This is a genomic window from Aeromonas sp. LsrichE-8G, from assembly GCF_022869435.1.
Taxonomy (GTDB): Bacteria; Pseudomonadota; Gammaproteobacteria; order Enterobacterales; family Aeromonadaceae; genus Aeromonas; species Aeromonas caviae.
Map to the genome: position 1 here is coordinate 75832 of NZ_JALIHH010000013.1, position 21795 is coordinate 97626.

The window sequence follows — 21795 nt, forward strand, 5'->3', positions numbered from 1 at the left end:
CCCCATTCAGACATGACAAGAGGTAACAGATGTCGTTAACAAGATTTCCCGAGGGCTTTCTCTGGGGCGGTGCCCTGGCCGCCAATCAGGCGGAGGGTGGCTATCTCGAGGGGGGCAAGGGGCTGACCACGGTAGACATGATCCCCCATGGCCCGCGCCGCATGGCGGTCAAACTCGGCCAGGAGAAGCGCATCACCCTGCAAGATGACGAGTTCTACCCAAGCCACGGGGCCATCGACTTCTATCACCGCTATCGGGAGGACATCGCCCTGATGGCCGAGATGGGCTTCACCGTGTTTCGCACTTCCATCGCCTGGGCCCGTCTCTACCCCAGGGGGGACGAGCGCGAGCCCAATGCCGAGGGCATCGCCTTCTACCGCGCGGTGTTCGAGGAGTGCAGAAAGTACAACATCGAGCCCCTGGTGACCCTGTGCCACTTCGATGTGCCCATGCACCTGGTGACCGAGTACGGCTCCTGGCGCAACCGCCAGATGGTGGAGTTTTTCACCCGCTACGCCCGCACCTGCTTCGAGCAGTTCGACGGCCTGGTGAAGTACTGGCTCACCTTCAACGAGATCAACATCCTGCTGCACAGCCCCTTCTCCGGGGCGGGGCTGGTGTTCGAGCAAGGGGAGCACCAGGATCAGGTGAAGTATCAGGCCGCCCACCACGAGCTGGTGGCCAGCGCCCTGGCGACCCGGATCGCCCACGAGGTGAACCCGGCCAACCAGGTGGGCTGCATGCTGGCGGGGGGCAACTTCTACCCCTACTCCTGCAAGCCCGCCGACGTCTGGACCGCCCTCCAGAAAGATCGGGAGAACCTCCTCGTCATCGACGTGCAAGCCAGGGGCGCCTATCCGGCCTATGCGCAGAGGGTATTTCGTGACAAGGGGGTCACCCTGGTGAAGGGGCCGGAAGATGACGAGATCCTCAGGCACACCGTGGATTTCGTCTCCTTCAGCTACTACGCCTCCCGCTGCGCCGCCGCCGACATGAATGCGGGCAACACCAGCGAGGCCAACGTGGTCAAGTCCCTGCGCAATCCCCACATCGAGGTGAGCGAGTGGGGCTGGGGCATCGACCCCCTGGGCCTTCGCATCACCCTCAACACCTTGCACGATCGCTACCAGAAGCCCCTCTTCCTGGTGGAAAACGGCCTGGGGGCAGTGGACGAAGTGAACGAGCTAGGGGAGATAGAGGACGACTACCGCATCGACTACCTGCGCGCCCACATCGAGGCCATGGGGGATGCCATCGAGGACGGCGTGCCCCTGATGGGGTACACCAGCTGGGGCTGCATCGATCTCGTCTCCGCCTCCACCGGCGAGATGAGCAAGCGCTATGGCTTCGTCCACGTGGACCGGGACGACGCCGGCCATGGCACCCTGACCCGCCGGCGCAAGAAGTCGTTCTGGTGGTACAAGAAGGTGATCGCGAGCAACGGGGAGGATCTGGCCTGAGCCCCCCTCAGTTTCGCCGCAAGGCGCATCCATGCAACAGGGGGGCCGAGGCCCCCCTGTTGTTCATCACGCTGGCAATCTGAAAACGTTTAACTGCCTTCGTTGAAGATCTCGAGGTTGCTGGTCCCTTCCTGCCACTCGCGCACGGCCTTGTTGTCGTCGCTGCGCAGGGCATTGAGGTGGTCCAGATAACCCTGATCCACGTCGGAGGTCACATAGTGACCGTTGAAGACCGAGGTCTCGAAGTGGCGCAGCTCGGGGTTGATCTCCCGCACCGCCTCTTCCAGATCTTCCAGATCCTGGAAGATGAGGCCGTCGGCACCGATAAGCTTGCACACCTCTTCCACTTCACGGCCATGGGCAATGAGCTCGTTGGCGGTGGGCATGTCGATGCCGTAGACGTTGGGGAAGCGAATTTCCGGTGCGGCCGAGGCGAAGTAGACCTTGGCGGCCCCCGCTTCACGGGCCATCTGGATGATTTGCTCGGAGGTGGTGCCCCGCACGATGGAGTCGTCCACCAGCAACACCTTCTTGCCCTTGAATTCGGAGCTGATGGCGTTGAGCTTGCGGCGCACCGACTTCTTGCGCTGGGTCTGGCCCGGCATGATGAAGGTACGGCCGATGTAGCGGTTCTTCACGAAGCCCTGACGGTACGGCAGGCCCAGGGTGTGGGCGATTTCCAGCGCCACGTCGCAGGAAGTCTCGGGGATGGGGATGACCACGTCCACGTCGAGATCGTCCCACTCCCGTGCGATCTTCTGGCCCAGCTTGCGACCCATGTTGAGGCGGGCGGCATAGACGGAGACCTTGTCGATGAAGGAGTCGGGACGGGCGAAGTAGACGTATTCGAAGATGCAGGGGTTCATCTGCGGGTTCTCCGCACACTGCTCGGAGAAGAGCTGGCCCTGCTCGGTGATGTAGATGGCCTCGCCCGGGGCGACGTCACGCACCGTCTCGAAGCCGATGGCGTCGAGGGCCACGCTCTCGGAGGCGAGCATGTACTCCACCTGCCCCTGCTCGTCGACCCGGCGACCCAGGATCAGCGGGCGAATACCGTTGGGGTCGCGAAAGCCGATGAGGCCGTGGCCGATCACCAGAGAGACCACGGCATAGGCGCCGCGGATCTGCTGGTGCACCTTGCGCACCGCCGAGAAGATATCTTCCGGGCGCAGCGCCATCTTGTCGCACAAGTCCAGCTCGTGGGCCAGCACGTTCAACAGCACTTCGGAGTCCGAGGTGGTATTGATGTGGCGGCGGGCCACCTTGAACTGCTGCTCCTTGAGCTCCTTGGCGTTGGTGAGGTTGCCGTTGTGGGCCAGCACCATGCCGTAGGGGGAGTTCACGTAAAACGGCTGCGCCTCTGCCGCACTGGAGCTGCCTGCGGTGGGATAACGGACGTGTCCGATGCCGATATTCCCTTTCAGGCGCTGCATGTGGCGCACTTCAAACACATCCTTCACCAGACCGTTGGCCTTGCGTTGCCGGAAGTTTCCACTGTCAATGGTCACGATCCCGGCGGCATCCTGTCCCCTGTGCTGCAACACCGTCAAGGCGTCGTAGAGGGCCTGATTGACGGGGGTGGTGCCAACTATACCGACAATACCGCACATGTCTTTGCTACCTCGAAGTCACTGTACCTGTTGAAGAAAACTGGACGAGTTCATCATGAACCCGAAAAACCACTGGATCACCGGCTTGAACTCGGGAACCAGCCTGGACGCCACCCACCAGTCGCTCTGGGAGAGGCTGGTGAAGGTATCCATGAAAAACAGCAGGGCGCTGACGATCAGCACCCCGCGAATGGCGCCAAAACAGACCCCGAGCACCCTGTCGGTGCCGGAAAGCCCGGTCTTTTCCACCAGCAGGCCCACCACGTAGTTCACCACGCTGCCGAGGATCAGGGTCGCCACGAACAGGGCGGCGATGGCCAGACCGTTGCGAACCATGGCGTCGGAGAAAGAGGTGAAATAGACGGCGAGATCGGGATAGAAATGGCTGGCAATAAAAAAGGCGACGAACCAGGTGACCAGAGACATGGCCTCCTTGAGAAAGCCGCGCACCAGGCTGATGAGGGCGGAGAAACCGACGATGCCGATGATGGCGTAATCAATCCAGACCATAGAAAAAGATGTCCTGCGAAATTGCGGCGCAGTCTAACAAAAACGATTGCGCAATGCTTGATAAAATTGTGTTACAGGCCCGAAGGGAGCTATCCCTTCCCCTTGCGGCGGGTTTCCCGGGCCCAGAATGCACAACGCCATGGCATGCCATGGCGTTGTCGTCTGCAACGAGCGCTTACCCGATGTGGGTCAGGCCGCCCATGTAGGATTGCAGCGCAGCCGGGATGGCGATGCGGCCATCTGCCTGCTGGTAGTTCTCGAGCACGGCCACCAGGGTACGACCCACCGCCAGACCGGAACCATTCAGGGTGTGAATGAGCTGCGGCTTGCCGTCGATGCGCACGCGAGCCTGCATGCGGCGCGCCTGGAAGTCGGTGCAGTTGGAGACGGAGGAGATCTCGCGATAGGTGTTCTGGGCCGGCAGCCACACTTCCAGATCGTAGGTCTTGGCGGCGCAGAAGCCCATGTCACCGGTGGAAAGCGCCATCACGCGATACGGCAGCTCCAGCAGTTGCAGCACCTTCTCGGCGTGACCCACCATCTCTTCCAGGGCATCCCAGGATTTTTCCGGGTGCACCAGTTGCACCATCTCGACCTTGTCGAACTGGTGCATACGGATGAGGCCACGGGTATCACGACCGTAGGAGCCCGCTTCGGAGCGGAAGCAGGGGCTGTGGGCGGTCATCTTGATGGGCAGCTCCTGCTCGTCGAAGATCTCGTCACGGGCCATGTTGGTGAGCGGCACTTCGGAGGTCGGGATGAGGGAGAACTTGCGCACCTTGCCTTCGTCTTCCCCTTCCCCTTCGATGCCGGTATTGAAGAGATCCTGGGAGAACTTGGGCAGCTGGCCGGTGCCGTACAGGCTGTCCGGGTTGACCAGATAGGGCACGTAGCACTCGGTGTAGCCGTGCTGCAGGGTGTGCAGGTCCAGCATGAACTGGGCCAGGGCGCGGTGCAGACGGGCAATCTGGCCCTTCATTACCACGAAACGGGCGCCGGAGAGCTTGACGCCGTTCTTGAAGTCGACCCCCTTGGCCGCCTCACCCAGATCGATGTGATCGCGTACCGGGAAATCGAACTCACGGGGAGTGCCCCAGCGGCGGACCTCCACGTTGTCGTTCTCGTCACGGCCCACCGGGGTGGTCTCGCTCGGCAGGTTGGGGATGGCGTCGGCGATCCCCTTGAGCTGGGCCAGCAGGGCCTCCAGCTCGACCTTGCTGGTCTCGAGCTCGTCGTTGATCTTGGTCACCTCGGCCTTGAGGGGGGCAACATCTTCACCACGACGGGCAGCCTCACCGATGGACTTGGAGCGGGCGTTGCGCTCGGCCTGCAGCTCCTGGGTGCGGGACTGCAGATCCTTGCGTTTCTCTTCCAGAACATTGACCGCCGCTACGTCCAGAACGTAGCCACGTGTCGCCAGACGAGCGGCAGCTTCGGTGATGTCGCTGCGCAGATATTTGGGATCCAGCATGGTTTACCTACTTTTTTTAATGGGATCTGGGCCCGGGTCATCGTGACCGGGTTGGGAAACAGATCCGGAAGTTAACATCGGTTGGCGCACCCCTTTGCCTTCGGAATCGGGCCTTCGAAATCAAGAAGATGGTGCAAGGCCAAGACAACCGGGGTCAGACGGGCAGTGTAGCAGACCGCCCCCCCGCCCGAACAGGGACTATTGCGCCCGTTTTTGCCGGAAACCCCCTCCCCTGATGCCCTTGCCGTGCGCTTTCCCGGCAAGGGGCCTGAAGGACTTTCCTATCGCTTGCGCGGACTCTGCTTGTCCAGCTCATGCAGATAGTCGAGCTTCTGGGCTATCTGCTTCTCAAGCCCCCGCTCGGTGGGTTGATAGTACTGCTTGCCGGCAAGCTCCGGGGGGAAGTACTGCTCGCCGGCGGCATAGGCCCCCGGCTCGTCGTGGGCGTAGCGATACTCGGCGCCGTAGCCCAGCTCGCTCATCAGCTTGGTCGGTGCATTGCGAAGGTGCGGCGGCACCTCGAAGTCCGGCAGGTTCTTGGCGTCGTGAAGCGCCGCCTTCCAGGCGGTGTAGACCGCATTGCTCTTGGGAGCGCAGGCGAGGTAGACGATGGCCTGGGCGATGGCCCGCTCCCCTTCCGCCGGGCCGATGCGATGGAAGCAGTCCCAGGCCGAGAGCGCCACCTGCATGGCACGGGGATCGGCGTTGCCCACGTCTTCCGAGGCAATGGCCAGCAAGCGGCGGGCGATGTAGAGGGGATCGCAGCCGGCGCTCACCATGCGGGCATACCAGTAGAGGGCCGCATCCGGCGCCGAGCCGCGAATGGACTTGTGCACCGCCGAGATGAGGTCGTAGAAGTGATCGCCGCCCTTGTCGAAACGGGCCACGTGCTCCCCCACCACGGCGGCGAGCAAGGTACTGTCGATCACTCGCGCCCCTGAGCTGTCGGCCTCGGCCATGTCGGCCAGGAGCTCCAGATAGTTCAGAGACTTGCGCCCGTCCCCGTCCACGGCTTTCGCCAGCGCCTCCTTGGCCCCGGGGGCAAAGCGCAGGCTAGGGTCATTGAGACCGCGCGGGTCCTGCATAGCCTGATCGATCATGGCGAGGATGTCCTGCTCCTCCAGCCTCTTGAGCAGATAGACCCGGGCCCGGGAGAGCAGCGCGTTGTTGAGCTCGAACGAGGGGTTCTCGGTGGTGGCGCCGATGAAGGTGATGGTGCCGTCTTCGATGTGGGGCAGGAAGACATCCTGCTGGCTCTTGTTGAAGCGGTGGACTTCATCCACGAATAGGATGGTGCGCACCCCGCGCCAGCCGTTCTCCTTCGCCTTGTCGAGGGCCGCGCGGATCTCCTTGATACCGGAGGTGACCGCGGAGAGCCGCTCCACCTCCGCCTGGCAGTAGTGGGCAACCAGTTCTGCCAGCGTGGTCTTGCCGGTGCCGGGGGGCCCCCAGAGGATCATGGAGTGGCAGTGCCCCGCCAGGATCGCTTTTCGCAGGGGCTTGTCCGGTCCCAGGATATGCTGCTGGCCGATGTACTGCTCGAGGGTTTGCGGCCGCATCCGGGCCGCCAGCGGACGAAAGTCCGAGGAGAAATCCAGGGATAAATTGCTCATCTGCATTGACCTTGCATCTGACCGGTCATAAACAACGCCCGGTCAGACGATAACGCCGGTAACGGCTGGCTCATCAGCGCTGGTCGTCCAGCTCGACCCCCTTCGGGATCTTGAAGACAAATTCGTTGCCCTTGAGCACCGGCTTGCGGTTGAAGCTGCTCAGGGTGAACTCGCTCCACTGGCCCTGGGCCTCTTTCACGTCGAAGCGACTGATGTTGTTCTGACGGTCGAAGGTGATGCGAAAGGAGGCGATCAGCTCGTCCTTGTTGCGGCTGGTGACGGTATAGACATCCCCTTCCTGGGTCACGTCATAGTTCTTCCAGAGGCTGTTGTCGTTGCCCGCGATGAGCACGAAGGGGGTGTTGAGCACCGCATCCTTCATCTTGAGAGCGGTGACCTGCTCGACGAAGGGGTCGTACACCCACACATCCTTGCCATCGGCCACGATCAGGCTCTCGTCCGGGGAGGTAGTGTGCCAGTTGAAGCGGTTGGGCCGCTGCACCAGCAGGGAGCCGCTCGCCTTTTGCAGCTCCTTGCCCTTGCTGTCATAAACGGTCTGGGCAAATGTCGCGGAGAAGACATTGACGGAGGAGAGCTTCTCCTTGAGATCACTGGCCGCATCGGCCCATACCTGGCTGCTGGCGACCAGCAGAATGGAACCCATCAACAGTTGTTTTTTCATCAGGCTCTTCATAGGGAGGTTCTCGATAAAAGGCCACGCCCGCAGAGGGCATGGCCAGAATGATACAGGAGTTAGGCTTAGTCACGAACCGGCGGCGGTGCCAGCACGTCGCGCTGGCCGTTGCCGCCCGGGGCGCTGACGATGCCCTGGTTTTCCATCTGCTCGATGAGACGGGCCGCCCGGTTGTAACCGATCTTGAACTTGCGCTGGACGCTGGAGGTGGAGCCACGGCGGGATTCCACCACGAAGGCCACCGCCTCGTCGAACAGGGGATCGAGCTCTTCATCGCCGCCCCCGCCGAAGTCGCCACCGCTGCCCTCGCCGTCCGACTCGCCGGAGAGGATCTCGTCGATGTAATCCGGCTCGCCACGCAGTTTCCAGTCCGCCACCACCTTGTGTACCTCGTGGTCATCGACGAAGGCACCGTGGACACGGGTGGGGTTGGAGGTGCCGGCAGGCATGTAGAGCATGTCACCCATGCCGAGCAGGGATTCGGCGCCCCCCTGGTCCAGGATGGTGCGCGAATCGATCTTGCTCGACACCTGGAAGGAGATACGGGTCGGGATGTTGGCCTTGATGAGGCCGGTAATGACATCCACCGACGGACGCTGGGTCGCGAGGATAAGGTGAATACCGGCCGCCCGCGCCTTCTGGGCGATACGGGCGATAAGCTCCTCCACCTTCTTGCCGACGATCATCATCATGTCGGCGAACTCGTCCACCACCACCACGATGTGGGGCAGTTTTTCCAGCTCCGGCGGCATCTGATCCATGGAGTCGCCCGGACGCCACAGGGGGTCGACCAGGGGATCCCCCGCCTCGATGGCGGCCAACACCTTGTCGTTGTACCCCTTGAGGTTGCGCACCCCGACCGCGGACATCAGCTTGTAACGACGCTCCATCTCGCCTACGCACCAGCGCAGGGCGTTGGCGGCATCCTTCATGTCGGTGACCACCTCGGTCAGCAGATGCGGAATGCCTTCATAGACCGAGAGCTCCAGCATCTTGGGGTCGATCATGATGAAGCGCAGATCCTCGGGGGAGGATTTGTAGAGCATGGAGATGATCATGGTGTTCACCCCCACCGACTTGCCCGAGCCCGTGGTACCGGCCACCAGCAGGTGAGGCATCTTGGCGAGGTTCACCACCACGGGTTCCCCCGCGATGTCCTGACCCAGCCCCATGGTGAGCGGATTGCGGCTGGCCGCGAACGCCTCGCAGTCGAGGGTTTCCCGCAGGTAGACGGTCTGGCGTACCCGGTTGGGCAGCTCGATCCCGACGAACGTCTTGCCCGGGATCACCTCCACCACCCGCACGCTGCTGGCAGAGAGAGAACGGGCGAGATCCCGGGAAAGATTGGTGATCTTGCTCGCCTTCATGCCCGGCGCCAGGTCCAGTTCGAAGCGGGTAATGACGGGACCGGGATAGACGCCCACCACCTTGGCCTGCACGTTGTAATCGGCGAGCTTCGCCTCCACCAGCCGGCCCATGCGCTCCAGCTCGTCCTTGCTCATCATCTGGGTCTTGGCGGGCGGCCTGTCCAGCAGATCGATGCTCGGTAAAGGGGCCAGACCGGGCTGGGGACGGCGCTTGGCTTTCACCGGCGCAGCGGCAACGGGAGCATCGGGTTCGTCATCCCCCTCCGCCCAGGGCAAGTCGAGGTCATCTTCTTCCTGGCGCACGGCGGGACGCGGACGGCCATTGGCCACGCGCTTGCCCTTGGCGGCAGGCGCCGGAGCCTCGTCCTCTTCGTCGTCAAACTGCGGATCGAACTGGAAGGTGTCTTCGTCAAGCTCCGGCAGCCATTCGTCAGCTTTTGTCTTTTGAGCGCGATTCTTCGCCTTGGGGTTGCGTGTCCAGCTGCCGTGGGGGTCTTCGTCATCCTCTTCCTGATCGAAGCTGCCCACGCCCCCTTCCAGCAGGGGATCCGGCCCCTCATAGCGGGGCTGGCGCCAGCCACCGGTGAGCCAGCGGCCCAGGGTGGTGGGGAAATGGTAGATGGCGCTGACTGAGCCGGTGCAGGCGGCACCGATGCGCTCGACAATGGTGAGCCAGGACCAGCCGGTAAAGAGGGTGATGCCGGTCGCCACGAAGCAGAGCAGCATCAGGTTGGCCCCCACGCCGCCAAACAGCGGCACCACGGCGGAGGCGATCACATCCCCCACCAGGCCGCCGGCGGAAAAGTTCTGCAAGTCGTTGAAGTTCATGCTGGCGATGGCGGACATGCCAAGCACCGTCAGCACGAAGCCGATGATCCGTACCGACAGGGTGAGGTAATCCACTTCCAGCAGCTTGCTCGGGCGCCAGAACAGGCTCCAGCCAAGCAGCACCACCAGAGGGGGCACCAGATAGGAGAAGGCCCCGAAGGTAAACATGGTGATGTCGGCGAGCCAGGCACCGGCGCTGCCCGCGAGGTTTTTCACCTCCCCTTGCCAGGAGGTTTGCGACCAGCCGGGATCGGCGGGATGGTAGGTCAGCAGGGCAAGCAAAAGATAGGCAGCCATCAAGGTGATGGCGATCAAGACGGCCTCGAAGATCCGTTGTGTACCTGATAAAGGAGTAAACAGCTTTTTATCGGCCAAACTCCGGCTCCTTTGTGAAAACATGAATGCGGGGATAGGGGGCCTAGTATCCCTGAAAAGCCCACCGATTGTCAGCCAGTGCCTGAGGGCGGGCCTGAAACTCTCTATAAGAAGAAACGAGCGGACCGGCCGCTCGTTTCTGACTATCGTGACTCGTCATGGAACTTGCAAGTCACAGCACAACCCCGCTTATCGGGTGCTGATCACCAGACGACTGCTCTGTTTGACCTCTTCCATCACCACGTAGGTGCGGGTGTCGTTCACGCCCGGCAGACGCAGCAGGGTTTCACCCAGCAGGCGGCGGTAAGCGGACATGTCGCTGACGCGGGTCTTGAGCAGATAGTCGAAATCACCGGACACCAGATGGCACTCCTGGATCTCTTCGAGCACCTGAACAGCCTTGTTGAACTGCTCGAACACATCGGGGGCGCCACGATTGAGGGTAATTTCCACGAACACCAGCAGAGACGCGTCCAGATAATGAGGGTTCAGAATGGCGGCATATCCTTCGATATACCCTTGTCGCTCCAGGCGACGAACCCGTTCCAGACACGGTGTGGGACTCAGGCCAACTCGTTTGGACAACTCAACGTTCGAAATCCTGCCATCCTTTTGCAGTTCATTCAGAATGTTGCGGTCAATCCTGTCCAAATCCTTTAGCCGACTCTTAGCTTCCATCATTTAATTCCATCCTTTGGCTATTTTTTGGTAAGAATCACCAGTCACTTTATAATAATGGTCACAAATCCTGTCAATACCTGAATATACTAGGCGCAAATATCGCTTAACATCTAGGCAACATAAACCACCAATCGATAGACGAGGGATAGCATGATTATCGGTGTACCTAAGGAAATAAAAAACCATGAATATCGCGTAGGCATGGTTCCGGCCAGTGTACGTGAACTGACAGCACGAAACCATACTGTTTTCGTCCAAAGCGGCGCAGGAAATGGCATTGGGTTCAGTGACGCAGATTATCTGGCTGCCGGAGCCGAGATCCTGGCCTCCGCTGCCGAAGTTTTCGCCAAGGCGGAGATGATCGTCAAGGTCAAGGAACCCCAGGCAGTGGAACGGGCCATGCTGCGTCCCGGCCAGACCCTCTTTACCTATCTGCATCTGGCGCCGGACCTGGCCCAGACCCAGGATCTCATCGACAGTGGTGCCGTCTGCATCGCCTATGAAACCGTCACAGACGGTCGTGGCGGTCTGCCCCTGCTGGCCCCCATGTCGGAAGTGGCCGGACGCATGTCTATTCAGGCCGGTGCCCAGGCACTGGAGAAATCCCGTGGCGGCAGCGGCGTGCTGCTCGGCGGTGTGCCCGGTGTGGAACCGGCCAAGGTGGTGATCATCGGTGGTGGTGTGGTGGGCTCCAACGCAGCCCGCATGGCCGTCGGCCTGCGTGCCGACGTCACCATCCTCGACAACAACGTCGATACCCTGCGCCGTCTCGACAGCGAGTTCCAAGGGGCTGCCAAGGTGGTCTACTCCAACCGCGAGACCCTGGAGCGCCATCTGCTGGCGGCGGACCTGGTCATCGGCGGCGTGCTGGTGCCTGGCGCCACTGCGCCAAAACTTGTCAGCCGTGACCACATTGCTCGTATGAAACCCGGTGCAGCCATCGTGGACGTGGCCATCGACCAGGGCGGCTGTGTCGAGACCTCCCATGCCACCACCCATGAAGATCCCACCTTCATCGTCGACGAGGTGGTGCACTACTGCGTGGCCAACATGCCGGGTGCCGTGGCGCGGACCTCTACCGTGGCCCTGAACAACGCCACCCTCCCCTTCATCATCAAGCTGGCCGAACAGGGCTATCGCAACGCACTGCTCGCCGATCCCCACCTATTGCGCGGCCTGAACGTGATGGCGGGCAAAATCACCTGCAAGGAGGTTGCCGTGGCCCACAACCTGGCTTACACGGATCCCCTGACTCTGCTGAACTGATCGCGTCCCTGCAAAGGGAGGTAGATGAGTGAAAATCCGCCCGCGATGGGCGTTTTTTTTATGCCTGCCATCCCCGGCTCACCCCTCTTGTTGGCGATTGCCCCAATCGATGCGCTGGCCTTTGACCACGGATCACGAATTACCTACAATCGCGCAAACTCATCACGTCTCGGAAATCACATCATGAGCCAAGTCACTCACAGCAAACTGCTGATCCTGGGATCCGGCCCGGCAGGTTACACTGCGGCCGTCTATGCCGCTCGCGCCAACCTCAATCCCCTGCTCATCACCGGCATGCAGCAAGGTGGTCAGCTGACCACCACCACCGAAGTGGAAAACTGGCCAGGGGACGCAGAAGGGTTGACCGGCCCGGCCCTGATGGAGCGCATGAAAGAGCATGCAGAGAAGTTCGATACCCGCATCCTCTTTGATCACATCAATGAAGTGACGCTGACCGAGCGTCCCTTCCGCCTCAAGGGCGACAACGGTGAATACACCTGCGATGCGCTGATCCTCGCCACCGGCGCCTCCGCCAAATACCTGGGTCTGCCCTCCGAAGAGGCTTTCAAGGGCCGCGGCGTCTCCGCCTGCGCCACCTGTGACGGCTTCTTCTACCGCAATCAGGAAGTGGCCGTGGTCGGCGGCGGCAACACCGCCGTGGAAGAGGCACTCTATCTGGCCAACATCGCCAAAAAAGTGCACCTCATCCATCGCCGCGACGAGTTCCGCGCCGAGAAGATCCTGATCAAGCGCCTCAACGACAAGGTCGAGAGCGGCCATATCGTCCTGCACACCCATCAGACCCTGGACGAAGTTCTGGGTGACGACATGGGCGTCACCGGCGTGCGCCTGCGCAGCACCCGGGATGACACCACCTCCGAGCTGCCGCTGATGGGGGTCTTCATCGCCATCGGTCACCAGCCCAACACCCAGATCTTCGAAGGGCAGCTGGCGATGGAAAACGGCTATCTGAAAGTGCGTGGCGGACTGGAAGGGTTCGCAACCCAGACCAGCATCCCGGGCGTGTTCGCCGCCGGCGACGTGGCCGACCACGTCTACCGCCAGGCGATCACCTCCGCAGGGACCGGCTGCATGGCCGCCCTCGATGCTGAGCGATATCTGGACGCACAATAATCGGAAGGATATAAAGGGCATGCCAGTTGGCATGCCCTTTTTTATTGCAAGGAGCAGGATGAAACGAAAAATAATGATAGTGGAAGACAGCCTGACGGTACGCCGCATGCTGACCCAGGCCATTGCGCAACAGACCGGGCTGGAAATCGACGCCTTCGATACCCTTGAAGGGGCTCGCGATTGCCATGGGGAAGATTATGTGGTCGCCTTGGTGGATCTTACCCTGCCGGACGCCCCCGGTGGAGAGGCTGTCAATGTGCTGAGGGAGCGTGGGCTGCCGGTGGTGATCCTGACGGCCGACATCAGCGAAGAGAAGCGGGAAGCCTGGCTGGAGGCCGGGGTGCTGGACTACGTGATGAAGGATTCACGTCACTCCCTGCAATATGCCGTCGGTCTGGTGCACCGCCTCTACCTCAACCAGGCCATCGAAGTCTTGGTGGTCGACGATTCACGCACCTCCCGTCACCGCACCGTGGCCCAGTTGCGCAAGCAGTTGTTGCAGGTGCACGAGGCCAATTCAGCCCGCGATGCGCTGGCGCAGCTCGAGCAGCACCCCGCCATTCGCCTGATGCTGGTGGACTACTACATGCCGGAGATCGACGGCATCAGCCTGGTGCGAATGCTGCGCGAGCGCTACAGCAAGCAGCAGCTCGCCATCATCGGCATCTCGGTGTCGGACAAACACGGCCTCTCGGCACGCTACCTCAAGCAAGGGGCGAATGATTTTCTCAATCAGCCCTTTGAACCCGAGGAGCTGCAGTGCCGGGTCAGCCACAACCTGGAGGCCCTTGAGCAGTTCAACAACATCCAGGAATCGGCCAACCGAGACTACCTGACCGGGCTTTACAACAGACGTTACTGGTTCAACGAGGGTCAAAAGTGGTTCGAGGAGCATCAGCGCCATCAGGCGCAGCTCTCCCTGTGCGTGCTCGACGTGGATCACTTCAAGCAGGTCAATGATCACTGGGGTCACGCCATCGGCGATCAGCTGCTCTGTCACCTGGCCAGGCTGCTCACCCAGTTCTTCCCGGATGCCATGATAGCCCGATTCGGTGGCGAAGAATTTGCCCTGATGGTGCCCCACTGCCCCGTCCCCGTGCTGCTCAAGCGGCTGGAAGGGCTTCGTCTGCAAATGCGCCAGCAACCGCTGTCGCGGGAGATATCGCTCTTTGTGCGCGCCAGTTTCGGCGTCATCAATGTCGGGCGGCTCTCCATGGACGAGGCGCTGAGCGAGGCAGATCGCCAGTTGTATCAGGCAAAGAATACCGGGCGAGACAAGATAGTCTGTCAGGACGTCTGAGCAAGCATCAGCAGAGACACTCCGTGTAGTACCGCCCGGCGCCCCTTGTGTGGTGGCCGCCGGGTCAATCCCTTCTTCACCGTTCAATAGGTCTTGTCGACCCGCACCCCATCGCTGAAATAGAGGATGCGCACCTTGTCGCCCTGCGCAAAGACCATGGCCGGATCGTAATCCTGGATCACGTTGATGAGCCCGTTCTGCTCGTTGCGGATCAGCAGCTCCACCAGCTTGTTCTCCACCACGCTGCCCCCTGACTGAAACTGCTGCACCGCCGCCGCTCCCGCCAGCGCCCCGACCGCTGTGGCAATCTCCCGCCCGTGCCCACCGCCAAACTGGTTGCCGAGCAGCCCGCCAAGCACAGCCCCTCCCAGCGTTTTCCAGCCGGAATGCTCCGATTCCACCATCTGGCGCTGGGTGATGTTGCGCACCGCATCCACCTGGCCGAAGACCACCTGCTCCACCGGACGCGCCGTGTTGCGTTCATACACCGCACTCCAGGCCGGCGCCGTGACAAAGCCAAGCAAGCTGGATACTATCAGGATAATGGCCTTCATCTATGAACCTCTGCCTTATGTCTCGCTATCTTACCGAACTGGATGATGAGCTGTGCTGGTTTCCCTCCCCCAGCCATGCGCTGGAAGAGCCCAACGGGCTGCTCGCGATTGGGGGAGATCTCTCCCCCGCTCGATTGCTGGCAGCTTATCACAGCGGAATCTTTCCATGGAATGAACCCCATCAGCCACTGCTGTGGTGGTCACCGGACCCCAGGGGAGTCATCGTGCCCGAGGAACTCCACATCGGCCGCAGCCTGCAGAAGTGTTTGCGCCGCACCCCCTTCGAGATTTACATCAATCGCGCCTTTGATGACGTCATTGCAGCCTGCGCCGCGCCCCGTCGCACCGCCAGCGGCACCTGGATAAGTGCCCCCATGATCGACGCCTATCGGCGCCTTCATCGTCTCGGTCATGCCCACTCCATCGAGATCTGGCAGGATGATCAGTTGCAGGCAGGTCTCTATGGCCTCTCCCTGGGCCGACTCTTTTGTGGTGAATCCATGTTCAGCCGCATCGACAATGGCGCCAAACTGGCCATGGTGGCCCTCTGTCGCCACTTTGCAGGGCACGGCGGTGCCCTCATCGACTGCCAGATGCAAAACGATTTTCTGGCCACGCTGGGCGTCCAGGAGTGGCCAAGGCAGCGCTTTCTGACCACCCTGGCCACCCTGACCCGGCAACCGTTGCAAGAGGGATGCTGGCAACCGAGGAGAATCAGCCTATGAGTGAAGAAGTGATCCTCAAGGTCGGGCTGACCCCCAAGCACCCGTGCAGCTACCTCGGTCACGAGCAGGAGCAGTTGCTGGTCCTGATGGACCATGAATTGCTCAACGCCGCCGGGTACGAACGGCTGCTGACGGCAGGATTCCGGCGCAGTGGCAACGACATCTATCGTCCTCACTGCCCCGCCTGCAGCGCCTGCCAATCCTTGCGCATACACAGTGAACGCTTCACCCCGAGCCGTGGGCAGAAACGCATCCGCCAGTTGAACCGAGATCTCGAACTCGTACTGAGCTATGACGACAAGCCCGAGTATTACCAGCTCTATGAACGCTATATCCGTGAGCGTCATCGGGATGGCAGCATGTATCCACCGAGCCGGACCCAATACAAGGGGTTCCTGCACTGCGACTGGATGCCCCCCCTTTATCTGGAGATACGCAAGGAGGGTCGCCTCATCGGCGTGGCCACCACGGACCTGCTTCCCCACTCCCTAAGCGCCATGTACACCTTCTTCGACCCCGACTATGCCGACCGGTCGCTCGGCACCTTCGCCATCCTGAGCCAGTTGGAACTGGCCAGACGTACCGGTCGTCAGTGGCTCTATCTGGGGTATCTGGTGGAGGAGTGCCGCAAGATGAATTACAAGCGCCAATACCTGCCCCATGAGCTGCTGGTACAGGGCGAATGGAAAAAAATCGACACCAAGCCCGAGTAAACTTTACACATAGCCTTAAATCCGGCATGATCCAGCGGTTTTTTGTTGTGGCTTATCAAGAGGATTCAATGGCTAAAGAAGACAGTATTGAGATGCAGGGTACCATTCTCGAAACCTTGCCCAATACCATGTTCCGTGTGGAACTGGAAAATGGTCACGTGGTTATCGCTCATATTTCCGGCAAGATGCGCAAAAACTACATCCGTATCCTGACTGGGGACAAAGTAACGGTGGCTCTGACTCCGTACGATCTCTCCAAGGGACGTATTGTTTTCCGCTCTCGCTAAGCCAGGAATTCAGCAAGAAACCCCAGCCTCTCGGTTGGGGTTTTTTGTCATTTCCGGCCTTGCTCACAGTCAGTGAGAGACAGCTTCAACGTTGACCTGAAAATCAAAGCTGAGGCTGTTGTTCACCAGCTCGACCTTCACAATGCCGCCATCGACCAGGGAACCAAACAGGATCTCGTTGGCCAGGGGTTTCTTGAGGTGCTCCTGAATGAGCCGGCCCATGGGTCTTGCCCCCATTGCCCTGTCATACCCTTTCTCTGCCAACCAGTGGCGCGCCTCTTCAGACACCTCCAGTGAAACGCCCTTGGCATCCAGCTGAACCTGCAACTCGACGATGAACTTGTCGACCACCTGATGGATCACTCCCATGTCGAGATGGTTGAACCAGATGGTGTGATCGAGCCGGTTGCGGAACTCCGGACTGAACGTCTTGTTGATCACCGCCATGGCATCGTGGCTCATGTCCTGCTGCTGGAAACCGATGGACTTGCGCTGGGTCTCCTGAACCCCTGCGTTCGTGGTCATCACCAGGATCACATTGCGAAAATCTGCCTTGCGCCCGTTGTTGTCCGTCAGGGTGCCGTTGTCCATCACCTGCAGCAGCAAGTTGAAGACATCCGGGTGCGCCTTCTCGATCTCGTCAAGCAGCACGACGGAGTGCGGATGCTTGAGGACAGAGTCGGTCAACAGCCCTCCCTGCTCGAATCCCACGTAACCGGGAGGAGCCCCGATCAACCGGGACACGGTATGGCGTTCCATGTATTCCGACATGTCAAATCGCAATACCTCGACCCCGAGCGCCTTGCCCAGTTGCTGGGTCACTTCGGTCTTGCCCACCCCAGTCGGGCCGGCAAACAGGAAGCAGCCCACAGGCCGGCGTTCGTTGCCAAGCCCTGAACGTGACAACCGAATGGCATCGGTCAGCACCTCGATGGCCTTGTCCTGCCCGAACACCACCATCTTGAGATTGCGCTCCAGATTCTTCAGCACCTCCTTGTCGGAGGAGGAGACAGATTTCTCTGGTATACGGGCAATCTTGGCAACAATGGCCTCGATTTCCGGCACATTGATCACCTTCTTGCGCTTGCTGACGGGCAAGAGGCGTTGCCCTGCCCCCGCCTCGTCGATGACGTCGATGGCCTTGTCAGGCAGATGGCGATCATTGATGTACTTGGCGGAGAGCTCCACCGCCGCCCGGATCGCCTTGACGGTGTAACGCACGCCATGGTGAGACTCATAACGGCTCTTGAGTCCCATCAGAATGCGAGTGGTGTCGTCTACTGTGGGTTCGACGATGTCGATCTTCTGGAAGCGACGAGCCAGAGCCCTGTCCTTCTCGAAGATCTGGGCATATTCCTGGTAGGTGGTGGAGCCCACGCAGCGCAGCAAACCATTGGAGAGCAGCGGCTTGATGAGGTTGGCCGCATCCAGCTGGCCACCGGAAGCCGCACCAGCGCCAATAATGGTGTGGATCTCGTCGATGAAGAGGATGGCCCCCTCCTGACGTTCGATCTGCTTGAGCAGCACCTTGAGGCGCTTCTCGAAGTCACCACGATACTTGGTGCCCGCCAGCAGGGAGCCCATGTCCAGGGAGTAGATGGTGCTACCCGCAATCACCTCGGGCACATCCCCCTTGACGATACGGTAGGCAAGCCCTTCGGCGATGGCGGTCTTGCCCACACCGGCTTCCCCGACCAGCAAGGGGTTGTTCTTGCGGCGGCGGCACAATACCTGAATGGTGCGATTGAGCTCCTGATCACGGCCGATGAGCGGATCGATACGCCCCTCCAGCACCAGCTGGTTGAGGTTGGTGGCAAAGCTTTCTATCTGGGCAGAGGATACCTCGTCATCAGATTCCGCATTGTTGCCACCACTCTCGGGCTTGTTGTCCTTGCGCACCCCGTGGGACAGGAAGTTCACCACATCCAGGCGGCTTATTTCGGCTTTTTTCAGGAAGTAGGCGGCCTGGGACTCTTGTTCGCTGAAGATGGCGACCAGGACATTGGCGCCGCTCACCTCGGTATTGCCGGACGACTGGACATGGAAGACGGCACGTTGCAGCACGCGCTGGAAGCCCAGCGTCGGCTGGGTTTCCCTGTCTTCGTCGTCACGGGGGATGAGCGGAGTCGTTTGATTGATGAAGGCGCGGATCTCTTTGCGCATCTGTTCCACATCCGCACCACATGAACTCAGCGCCTCATGGGCTGAGCTGTTATCCAGCAGGGCCAACAACAGGTGCTCGACGGTCATGAATTCGTGGCGCTCGTCACGGGCCAGCTTGAAAGCCTCGTTCAGCGTCTTTTCTAGATCTTTGTTCAACATAGGCACCTCCCCTCAGTACAGCAACAATGCGGTGTCGTTATCGCCATCAAGTCATCAGATTCAAGCCTTTTCCATGGTACATAGCAGTGGATGTTCGTTGTTACGTGAATAGGTGTTGACCTGGACCACTTTGGTCTCGGCAATCTCGGCGGTAAATGTGCCGCAGACTCCCTTACCACTATAATGCACGCTCAGCATCACCTGAGTGGCCTTCTCCAGATCCATACCAAAGAACCTTTGCAGCACCTCCACCACGAACTCCATCGGTGTGTAGTCGTCGTTGTTCAGGACGACCTTGTACATGGGTGGCGGTTGCAGCTTCGTTTTCTCTGCCTCTGCAATCTCTTCATTAGCAAAGAGTTCTTTCTGCTTGCTCATAGTTGCGCTTTGGTACCTCTAGATTACTACCGTGTCGCTCAAGATTGTCAATAGACTTGTTAACCAGATCACATCGGTTGTTAACAACTTCTTGACTCGCTTAAAAGTTGGACTAGATTGGTTACTTGCTAATCGGCGCCCGTCTGCTACGGGGTCATGCCCTAGTTATATAAGGCTGGCGCAGGTTACTCAACGACTTCAGGGTAATCAATAAAAGGATGTAGATGTATGGCAACCGGAACAGTCAAGTGGTTCAACAACGCAAAAGGATTTGGGTTTATCTGTCCGGAAGGCGGTGGTGAAGACATCTTCGCTCACTACTCCACGATTCAAATGGAAGGTTACAAGACCTTGAAAGCAGGTCAGGCAGTCAACTTTGAACTGCAGCAGGGGCCGAAAGGAAATCATGCCTCTGTCATCGTGCCAAACGAAGCACAGAACATCTAAGAGTCAAACTGGATAAATTAAAAAGCGGCATCCCAAGGGATGCCGCTTTTTTACGGACAGGCACTAAGAGGGGAACAAGAAAGGCCAAGCCTTCCTTGTTCCCTGCTCCTGCTGCCGCTACTTCAGCGGGCCAGCAGGATGTTCAGCATGCGGCGCAGCGGTTCGGCGGCGCCCCACAGCAGCTGGTCACCCACGGTAAAGGCGGCCAGGTATTCCGGGCCCATGTTGAGCTTGCGCAGACGACCCACCGGGATGCTGAGGGTGCCAGTAACGGCAGCCGGGGTCAGCTCGCGGGCGGTGATGTCGCGATCGTTGGGGATCACCTTGACCCAGTCGTTGTGGGCAGCCAGCAGGGCTTCGATCTCGGCCAGCGGCACATCTTTTTTCAGCTTTATGGTGAAGGCCTGGCTGTGGCAGCGCAGGGCCCCGATCCGCACGCACAGACCATCCACCGGGATAGCGGCGTTTTCGATACCCAGGATCTTGTTGGTCTCGGCCTGGCCCTTCCACTCTTCACGGCTCTGGCCGTTGTCGAGCTTGGTGTCGATCCAGGGAATGAGGCCACCGGCCAGCGGCACACCGAAATTGTCCACCGGCAGGGTGCCGGAGCGGGTCTTCTCGGTGATCTTGCGCTCGATGTCGAGGATGGCGGAGGCGGGATCCGCCAGCTCCACCGCCACTTCATCCCGCAGCATGCCCATCTGGGTGACCAGCTCGCGCATGTGGCGGGCACCACCACCGGAGGCCGCCTGATAGGTGGCCACGCTCACCCACTCCACCAGATCGGCCTTGAACAGGCCACCCAAGGCCAGCAGCATCAGGCTGACGGTGCAGTTGCCGCCAACGAAGGTCTTGATGCCGTTGTTCAGGGCGTGTTCGATGACGTCGCCGTTGACCGGATCCAGGATGATGACCGCGTCCTTCTCCATGCGCAGGGAGGAGGCGGCGTCAATCCAGTAGCCCTGCCAGCCGGCGGCTTTCAGGCGCGGATAGACATCCTTGGTGTAGTCGCCGCCCTGGGCGGTGATGATGACGTCCTGCGCGGCCAGTGCCTCGAGATCGAAGGCGTCCTGCAGGGTGCCGGCATCGACGCCAAAATTGGGGGCGGCCTCACCGGCCTGGGAGGTGGTGAAGAAGGTGGGTTGAATGCGGGCAAAATCCTTCTCTTCCTGCATCCGGCTCATCAACACCGAACCCACCATGCCACGCCAACCGACCAAACCTACTTTTTTCATAATGTCCTACCCTGGATAGCTGCTTATAGAAATCGTGTGTGGTACCCGTGACCCCCTGCCTTGGCGCCAGCCGTTTACAAGGGATTCACAATATATGAGTTGCAAAAAATGCGTCTGTCCACATTACGGATTGTGACGGCGGGCGCAAGTCGAATTGCGCAATATTCTGTGCCATTCGCTGCAATATCCGTCGGCCTGGCCGACCTGCGGGCAGCCGATTGGCATCCTGCCTCCAGTTGGGGCATCATTGAGACCGACCGGCAGCCCCGCTGCCCCTCGGGGACGGCCCCGAGGCCTCCTGATACGCAGGGACGACCCTGCTTCCTGCGGAATCTGCCTTATGTCGTGGTTGCTCCTGCTGTTGGCCGGCCTATTCGAGGTCGCCTGGGCCATCGGCCTCAAGTACACCGACGGTTTCAGCCGTCCCCTCCCCACCCTGCTGACCCTGATCGCCATGGCCGTGAGCGTGCTGCTGCTCGCCATGGCGGTCAAACAGTTGCCCCTTGGTACCGCCTACGCAGTCTGGACCGGCATCGGCGCGGTCGGCACCGTGCTGATGGGGATCTGGCTGTTCAACGAACCGGCCACCCTGGCCCGGGTGCTCTGCCTGCTGCTGATCATCGGCGGGATCCTGGGTCTGAAATTCATCGGTTAGGCGCGCTGAAAGGGCCGGGTACACCGCAATGCTGATCAGTTAAGGATCCATTGACCGATCCTTCTGCTGTAGGACAATCCGGAACCAATCACTGGTTCCGGATTTTTTTATGTCTATTGCAAACGATCTGAACGATGTTGTTGAGGCATCTGGCGACATGCTGGCTCGGC

20 protein-coding genes are annotated in these 21795 nt (G+C 60.3%); 9 read left to right on the forward strand and 11 right to left on the reverse strand.

Translation table 11 applies throughout. The annotated features are described in order from the left end of the window. Nucleotides 1–29: 29 nt before the first annotated feature. Nucleotides 30–1460 carry a 6-phospho-beta-glucosidase gene (locus MUW49_RS04165; RefSeq protein ID WP_202007107.1) on the forward strand — a complete coding sequence of 477 codons (1431 nt, stop codon included), beginning with the start codon at nt 30–32 and terminating at the stop codon, nt 1458–1460. 89 nt (nt 1461–1549) lie between these two features. Here the strand turns inward: MUW49_RS04165 and purF are convergent, their stop codons facing one another. From purF to lrp, 7 genes are all read right to left on the reverse strand, one after another. Next, on the reverse strand, nt 1550–3070 hold the full coding sequence (purF, locus tag MUW49_RS04170; protein WP_010674523.1) for an amidophosphoribosyltransferase: 1521 nt from the start codon (nt 3068–3070) through the stop codon (nt 1550–1552). A gap of 18 nt (nt 3071–3088) precedes the next feature. Next, on the reverse strand, nt 3089–3580 hold the full coding sequence (locus MUW49_RS04175) for a CvpA family protein (RefSeq protein WP_010674522.1): 492 nt from the start codon (nt 3578–3580) through the stop codon (nt 3089–3091). A 175-nt stretch (nt 3581–3755) separates the two neighbouring features. Continuing rightward, entirely contained in the window at nt 3756–5051 is a 1296-nt protein-coding gene (serS, locus tag MUW49_RS04180; protein ID WP_039039009.1) for a serine--tRNA ligase, read from the reverse strand. A gap of 281 nt (nt 5052–5332) precedes the next feature. Then, nucleotides 5333–6670 carry a replication-associated recombination protein A gene (locus MUW49_RS04185; protein WP_041211365.1) on the reverse strand — a complete coding sequence of 446 codons (1338 nt, stop codon included), beginning with the start codon at nt 6668–6670 and terminating at the stop codon, nt 5333–5335. Between the two features lie 67 nt (nt 6671–6737). Continuing rightward, nucleotides 6738–7346: an outer membrane lipoprotein chaperone LolA gene (gene lolA, locus MUW49_RS04190; RefSeq protein WP_039039163.1), complete on the reverse strand. Its 609-nt coding sequence runs from the start codon at nt 7344–7346 to the stop codon at nt 6738–6740. 77 nt (nt 7347–7423) lie between these two features. Further along, the gene (locus MUW49_RS04195; RefSeq protein ID WP_200164723.1) at nt 7424–9928 is read right to left on the reverse strand and encodes a DNA translocase FtsK 4TM domain-containing protein; all 2505 of its coding nucleotides are present in this window, start codon (nt 9926–9928) and stop codon (nt 7424–7426) included. Between the two features lie 189 nt (nt 9929–10117). After that, entirely contained in the window at nt 10118–10609 is a 492-nt protein-coding gene (gene lrp / locus MUW49_RS04200) for a leucine-responsive transcriptional regulator Lrp (protein WP_005300047.1), read from the reverse strand. Between the two features lie 150 nt (nt 10610–10759). Here lrp and ald point away from each other — a divergent pair, with 150 nt between their 5' ends. The 3 genes from ald to MUW49_RS04215 all read left to right on the forward strand — a co-directional run bounded on the left by ald (nt 10760) and on the right by MUW49_RS04215 (nt 14309). Continuing rightward, nucleotides 10760–11875: an alanine dehydrogenase gene (ald, locus tag MUW49_RS04205; protein WP_104455836.1), complete on the forward strand. Its 1116-nt coding sequence runs from the start codon at nt 10760–10762 to the stop codon at nt 11873–11875. A gap of 183 nt (nt 11876–12058) precedes the next feature. Beyond that, nucleotides 12059–13009, forward strand: coding sequence for a thioredoxin-disulfide reductase (gene trxB / locus MUW49_RS04210; RefSeq protein ID WP_048207535.1), 951 nt, complete (start codon nt 12059–12061; stop codon nt 13007–13009). Between the two features lie 58 nt (nt 13010–13067). After that, nucleotides 13068–14309 (forward strand): diguanylate cyclase, encoded by a 1242-nt coding sequence (locus MUW49_RS04215; protein ID WP_200164721.1) that lies wholly within the window; start codon nt 13068–13070, stop codon nt 14307–14309. A gap of 83 nt (nt 14310–14392) precedes the next feature. On the opposite strand, the gene MUW49_RS04220 is transcribed toward MUW49_RS04215, so the two are convergent. After that, the gene (locus MUW49_RS04220) at nt 14393–14863 is read right to left on the reverse strand and encodes a glycine zipper 2TM domain-containing protein (RefSeq protein ID WP_041211363.1); all 471 of its coding nucleotides are present in this window, start codon (nt 14861–14863) and stop codon (nt 14393–14395) included. Between the two features lie 17 nt (nt 14864–14880). Here MUW49_RS04220 and aat point away from each other — a divergent pair, with 17 nt between their 5' ends. The 3 genes from aat (at nt 14881) to infA (ending at nt 16588) form a co-directional block, all read left to right on the forward strand. After that, nucleotides 14881–15588 carry a leucyl/phenylalanyl-tRNA--protein transferase gene (gene aat, locus MUW49_RS04225; protein WP_039039162.1) on the forward strand — a complete coding sequence of 236 codons (708 nt, stop codon included), beginning with the start codon at nt 14881–14883 and terminating at the stop codon, nt 15586–15588. Next, nucleotides 15585–16301 carry an arginyltransferase gene (locus MUW49_RS04230; RefSeq protein ID WP_125117240.1) on the forward strand — a complete coding sequence of 239 codons (717 nt, stop codon included), beginning with the start codon at nt 15585–15587 and terminating at the stop codon, nt 16299–16301. The genes aat and MUW49_RS04230 overlap by 4 nt, the downstream gene beginning before the upstream one ends. Nucleotides 16302–16369: 68 nt before the next feature. Then, complete coding sequence (gene infA / locus MUW49_RS04235) at nt 16370–16588, forward strand: translation initiation factor IF-1 (RefSeq protein ID WP_005300033.1); 219 nt, start codon at nt 16370–16372, stop codon at nt 16586–16588. Between the two features lie 69 nt (nt 16589–16657). On the opposite strand, the gene clpA is transcribed toward infA, so the two are convergent. Both clpA and clpS read right to left on the reverse strand, forming a co-directional pair. After that, nucleotides 16658–18910: an ATP-dependent Clp protease ATP-binding subunit ClpA gene (gene clpA / locus MUW49_RS04240; protein ID WP_200164720.1), complete on the reverse strand. Its 2253-nt coding sequence runs from the start codon at nt 18908–18910 to the stop codon at nt 16658–16660. A gap of 60 nt (nt 18911–18970) precedes the next feature. Beyond that, on the reverse strand, nt 18971–19288 hold the full coding sequence (clpS, locus tag MUW49_RS04245; protein ID WP_005325410.1) for an ATP-dependent Clp protease adapter ClpS: 318 nt from the start codon (nt 19286–19288) through the stop codon (nt 18971–18973). 228 nt (nt 19289–19516) lie between these two features. Between clpS and cspD the strand changes: the two genes are divergently transcribed. Next, complete coding sequence (cspD, locus tag MUW49_RS04250; protein ID WP_010674510.1) at nt 19517–19735, forward strand: cold shock-like protein CspD; 219 nt, start codon at nt 19517–19519, stop codon at nt 19733–19735. A 122-nt stretch (nt 19736–19857) separates the two neighbouring features. Here cspD and asd read toward each other — a convergent pair whose 3' ends face one another. Then, on the reverse strand, nt 19858–20970 hold the full coding sequence (asd, locus tag MUW49_RS04255) for an aspartate-semialdehyde dehydrogenase (protein WP_039039005.1): 1113 nt from the start codon (nt 20968–20970) through the stop codon (nt 19858–19860). Between the two features lie 340 nt (nt 20971–21310). Here asd and sugE point away from each other — a divergent pair, with 340 nt between their 5' ends. Beyond that, complete coding sequence (gene sugE, locus MUW49_RS04260) at nt 21311–21625, forward strand: quaternary ammonium compound efflux SMR transporter SugE (protein WP_041211362.1); 315 nt, start codon at nt 21311–21313, stop codon at nt 21623–21625. Nucleotides 21626–21795 lie beyond the last annotated feature (170 nt).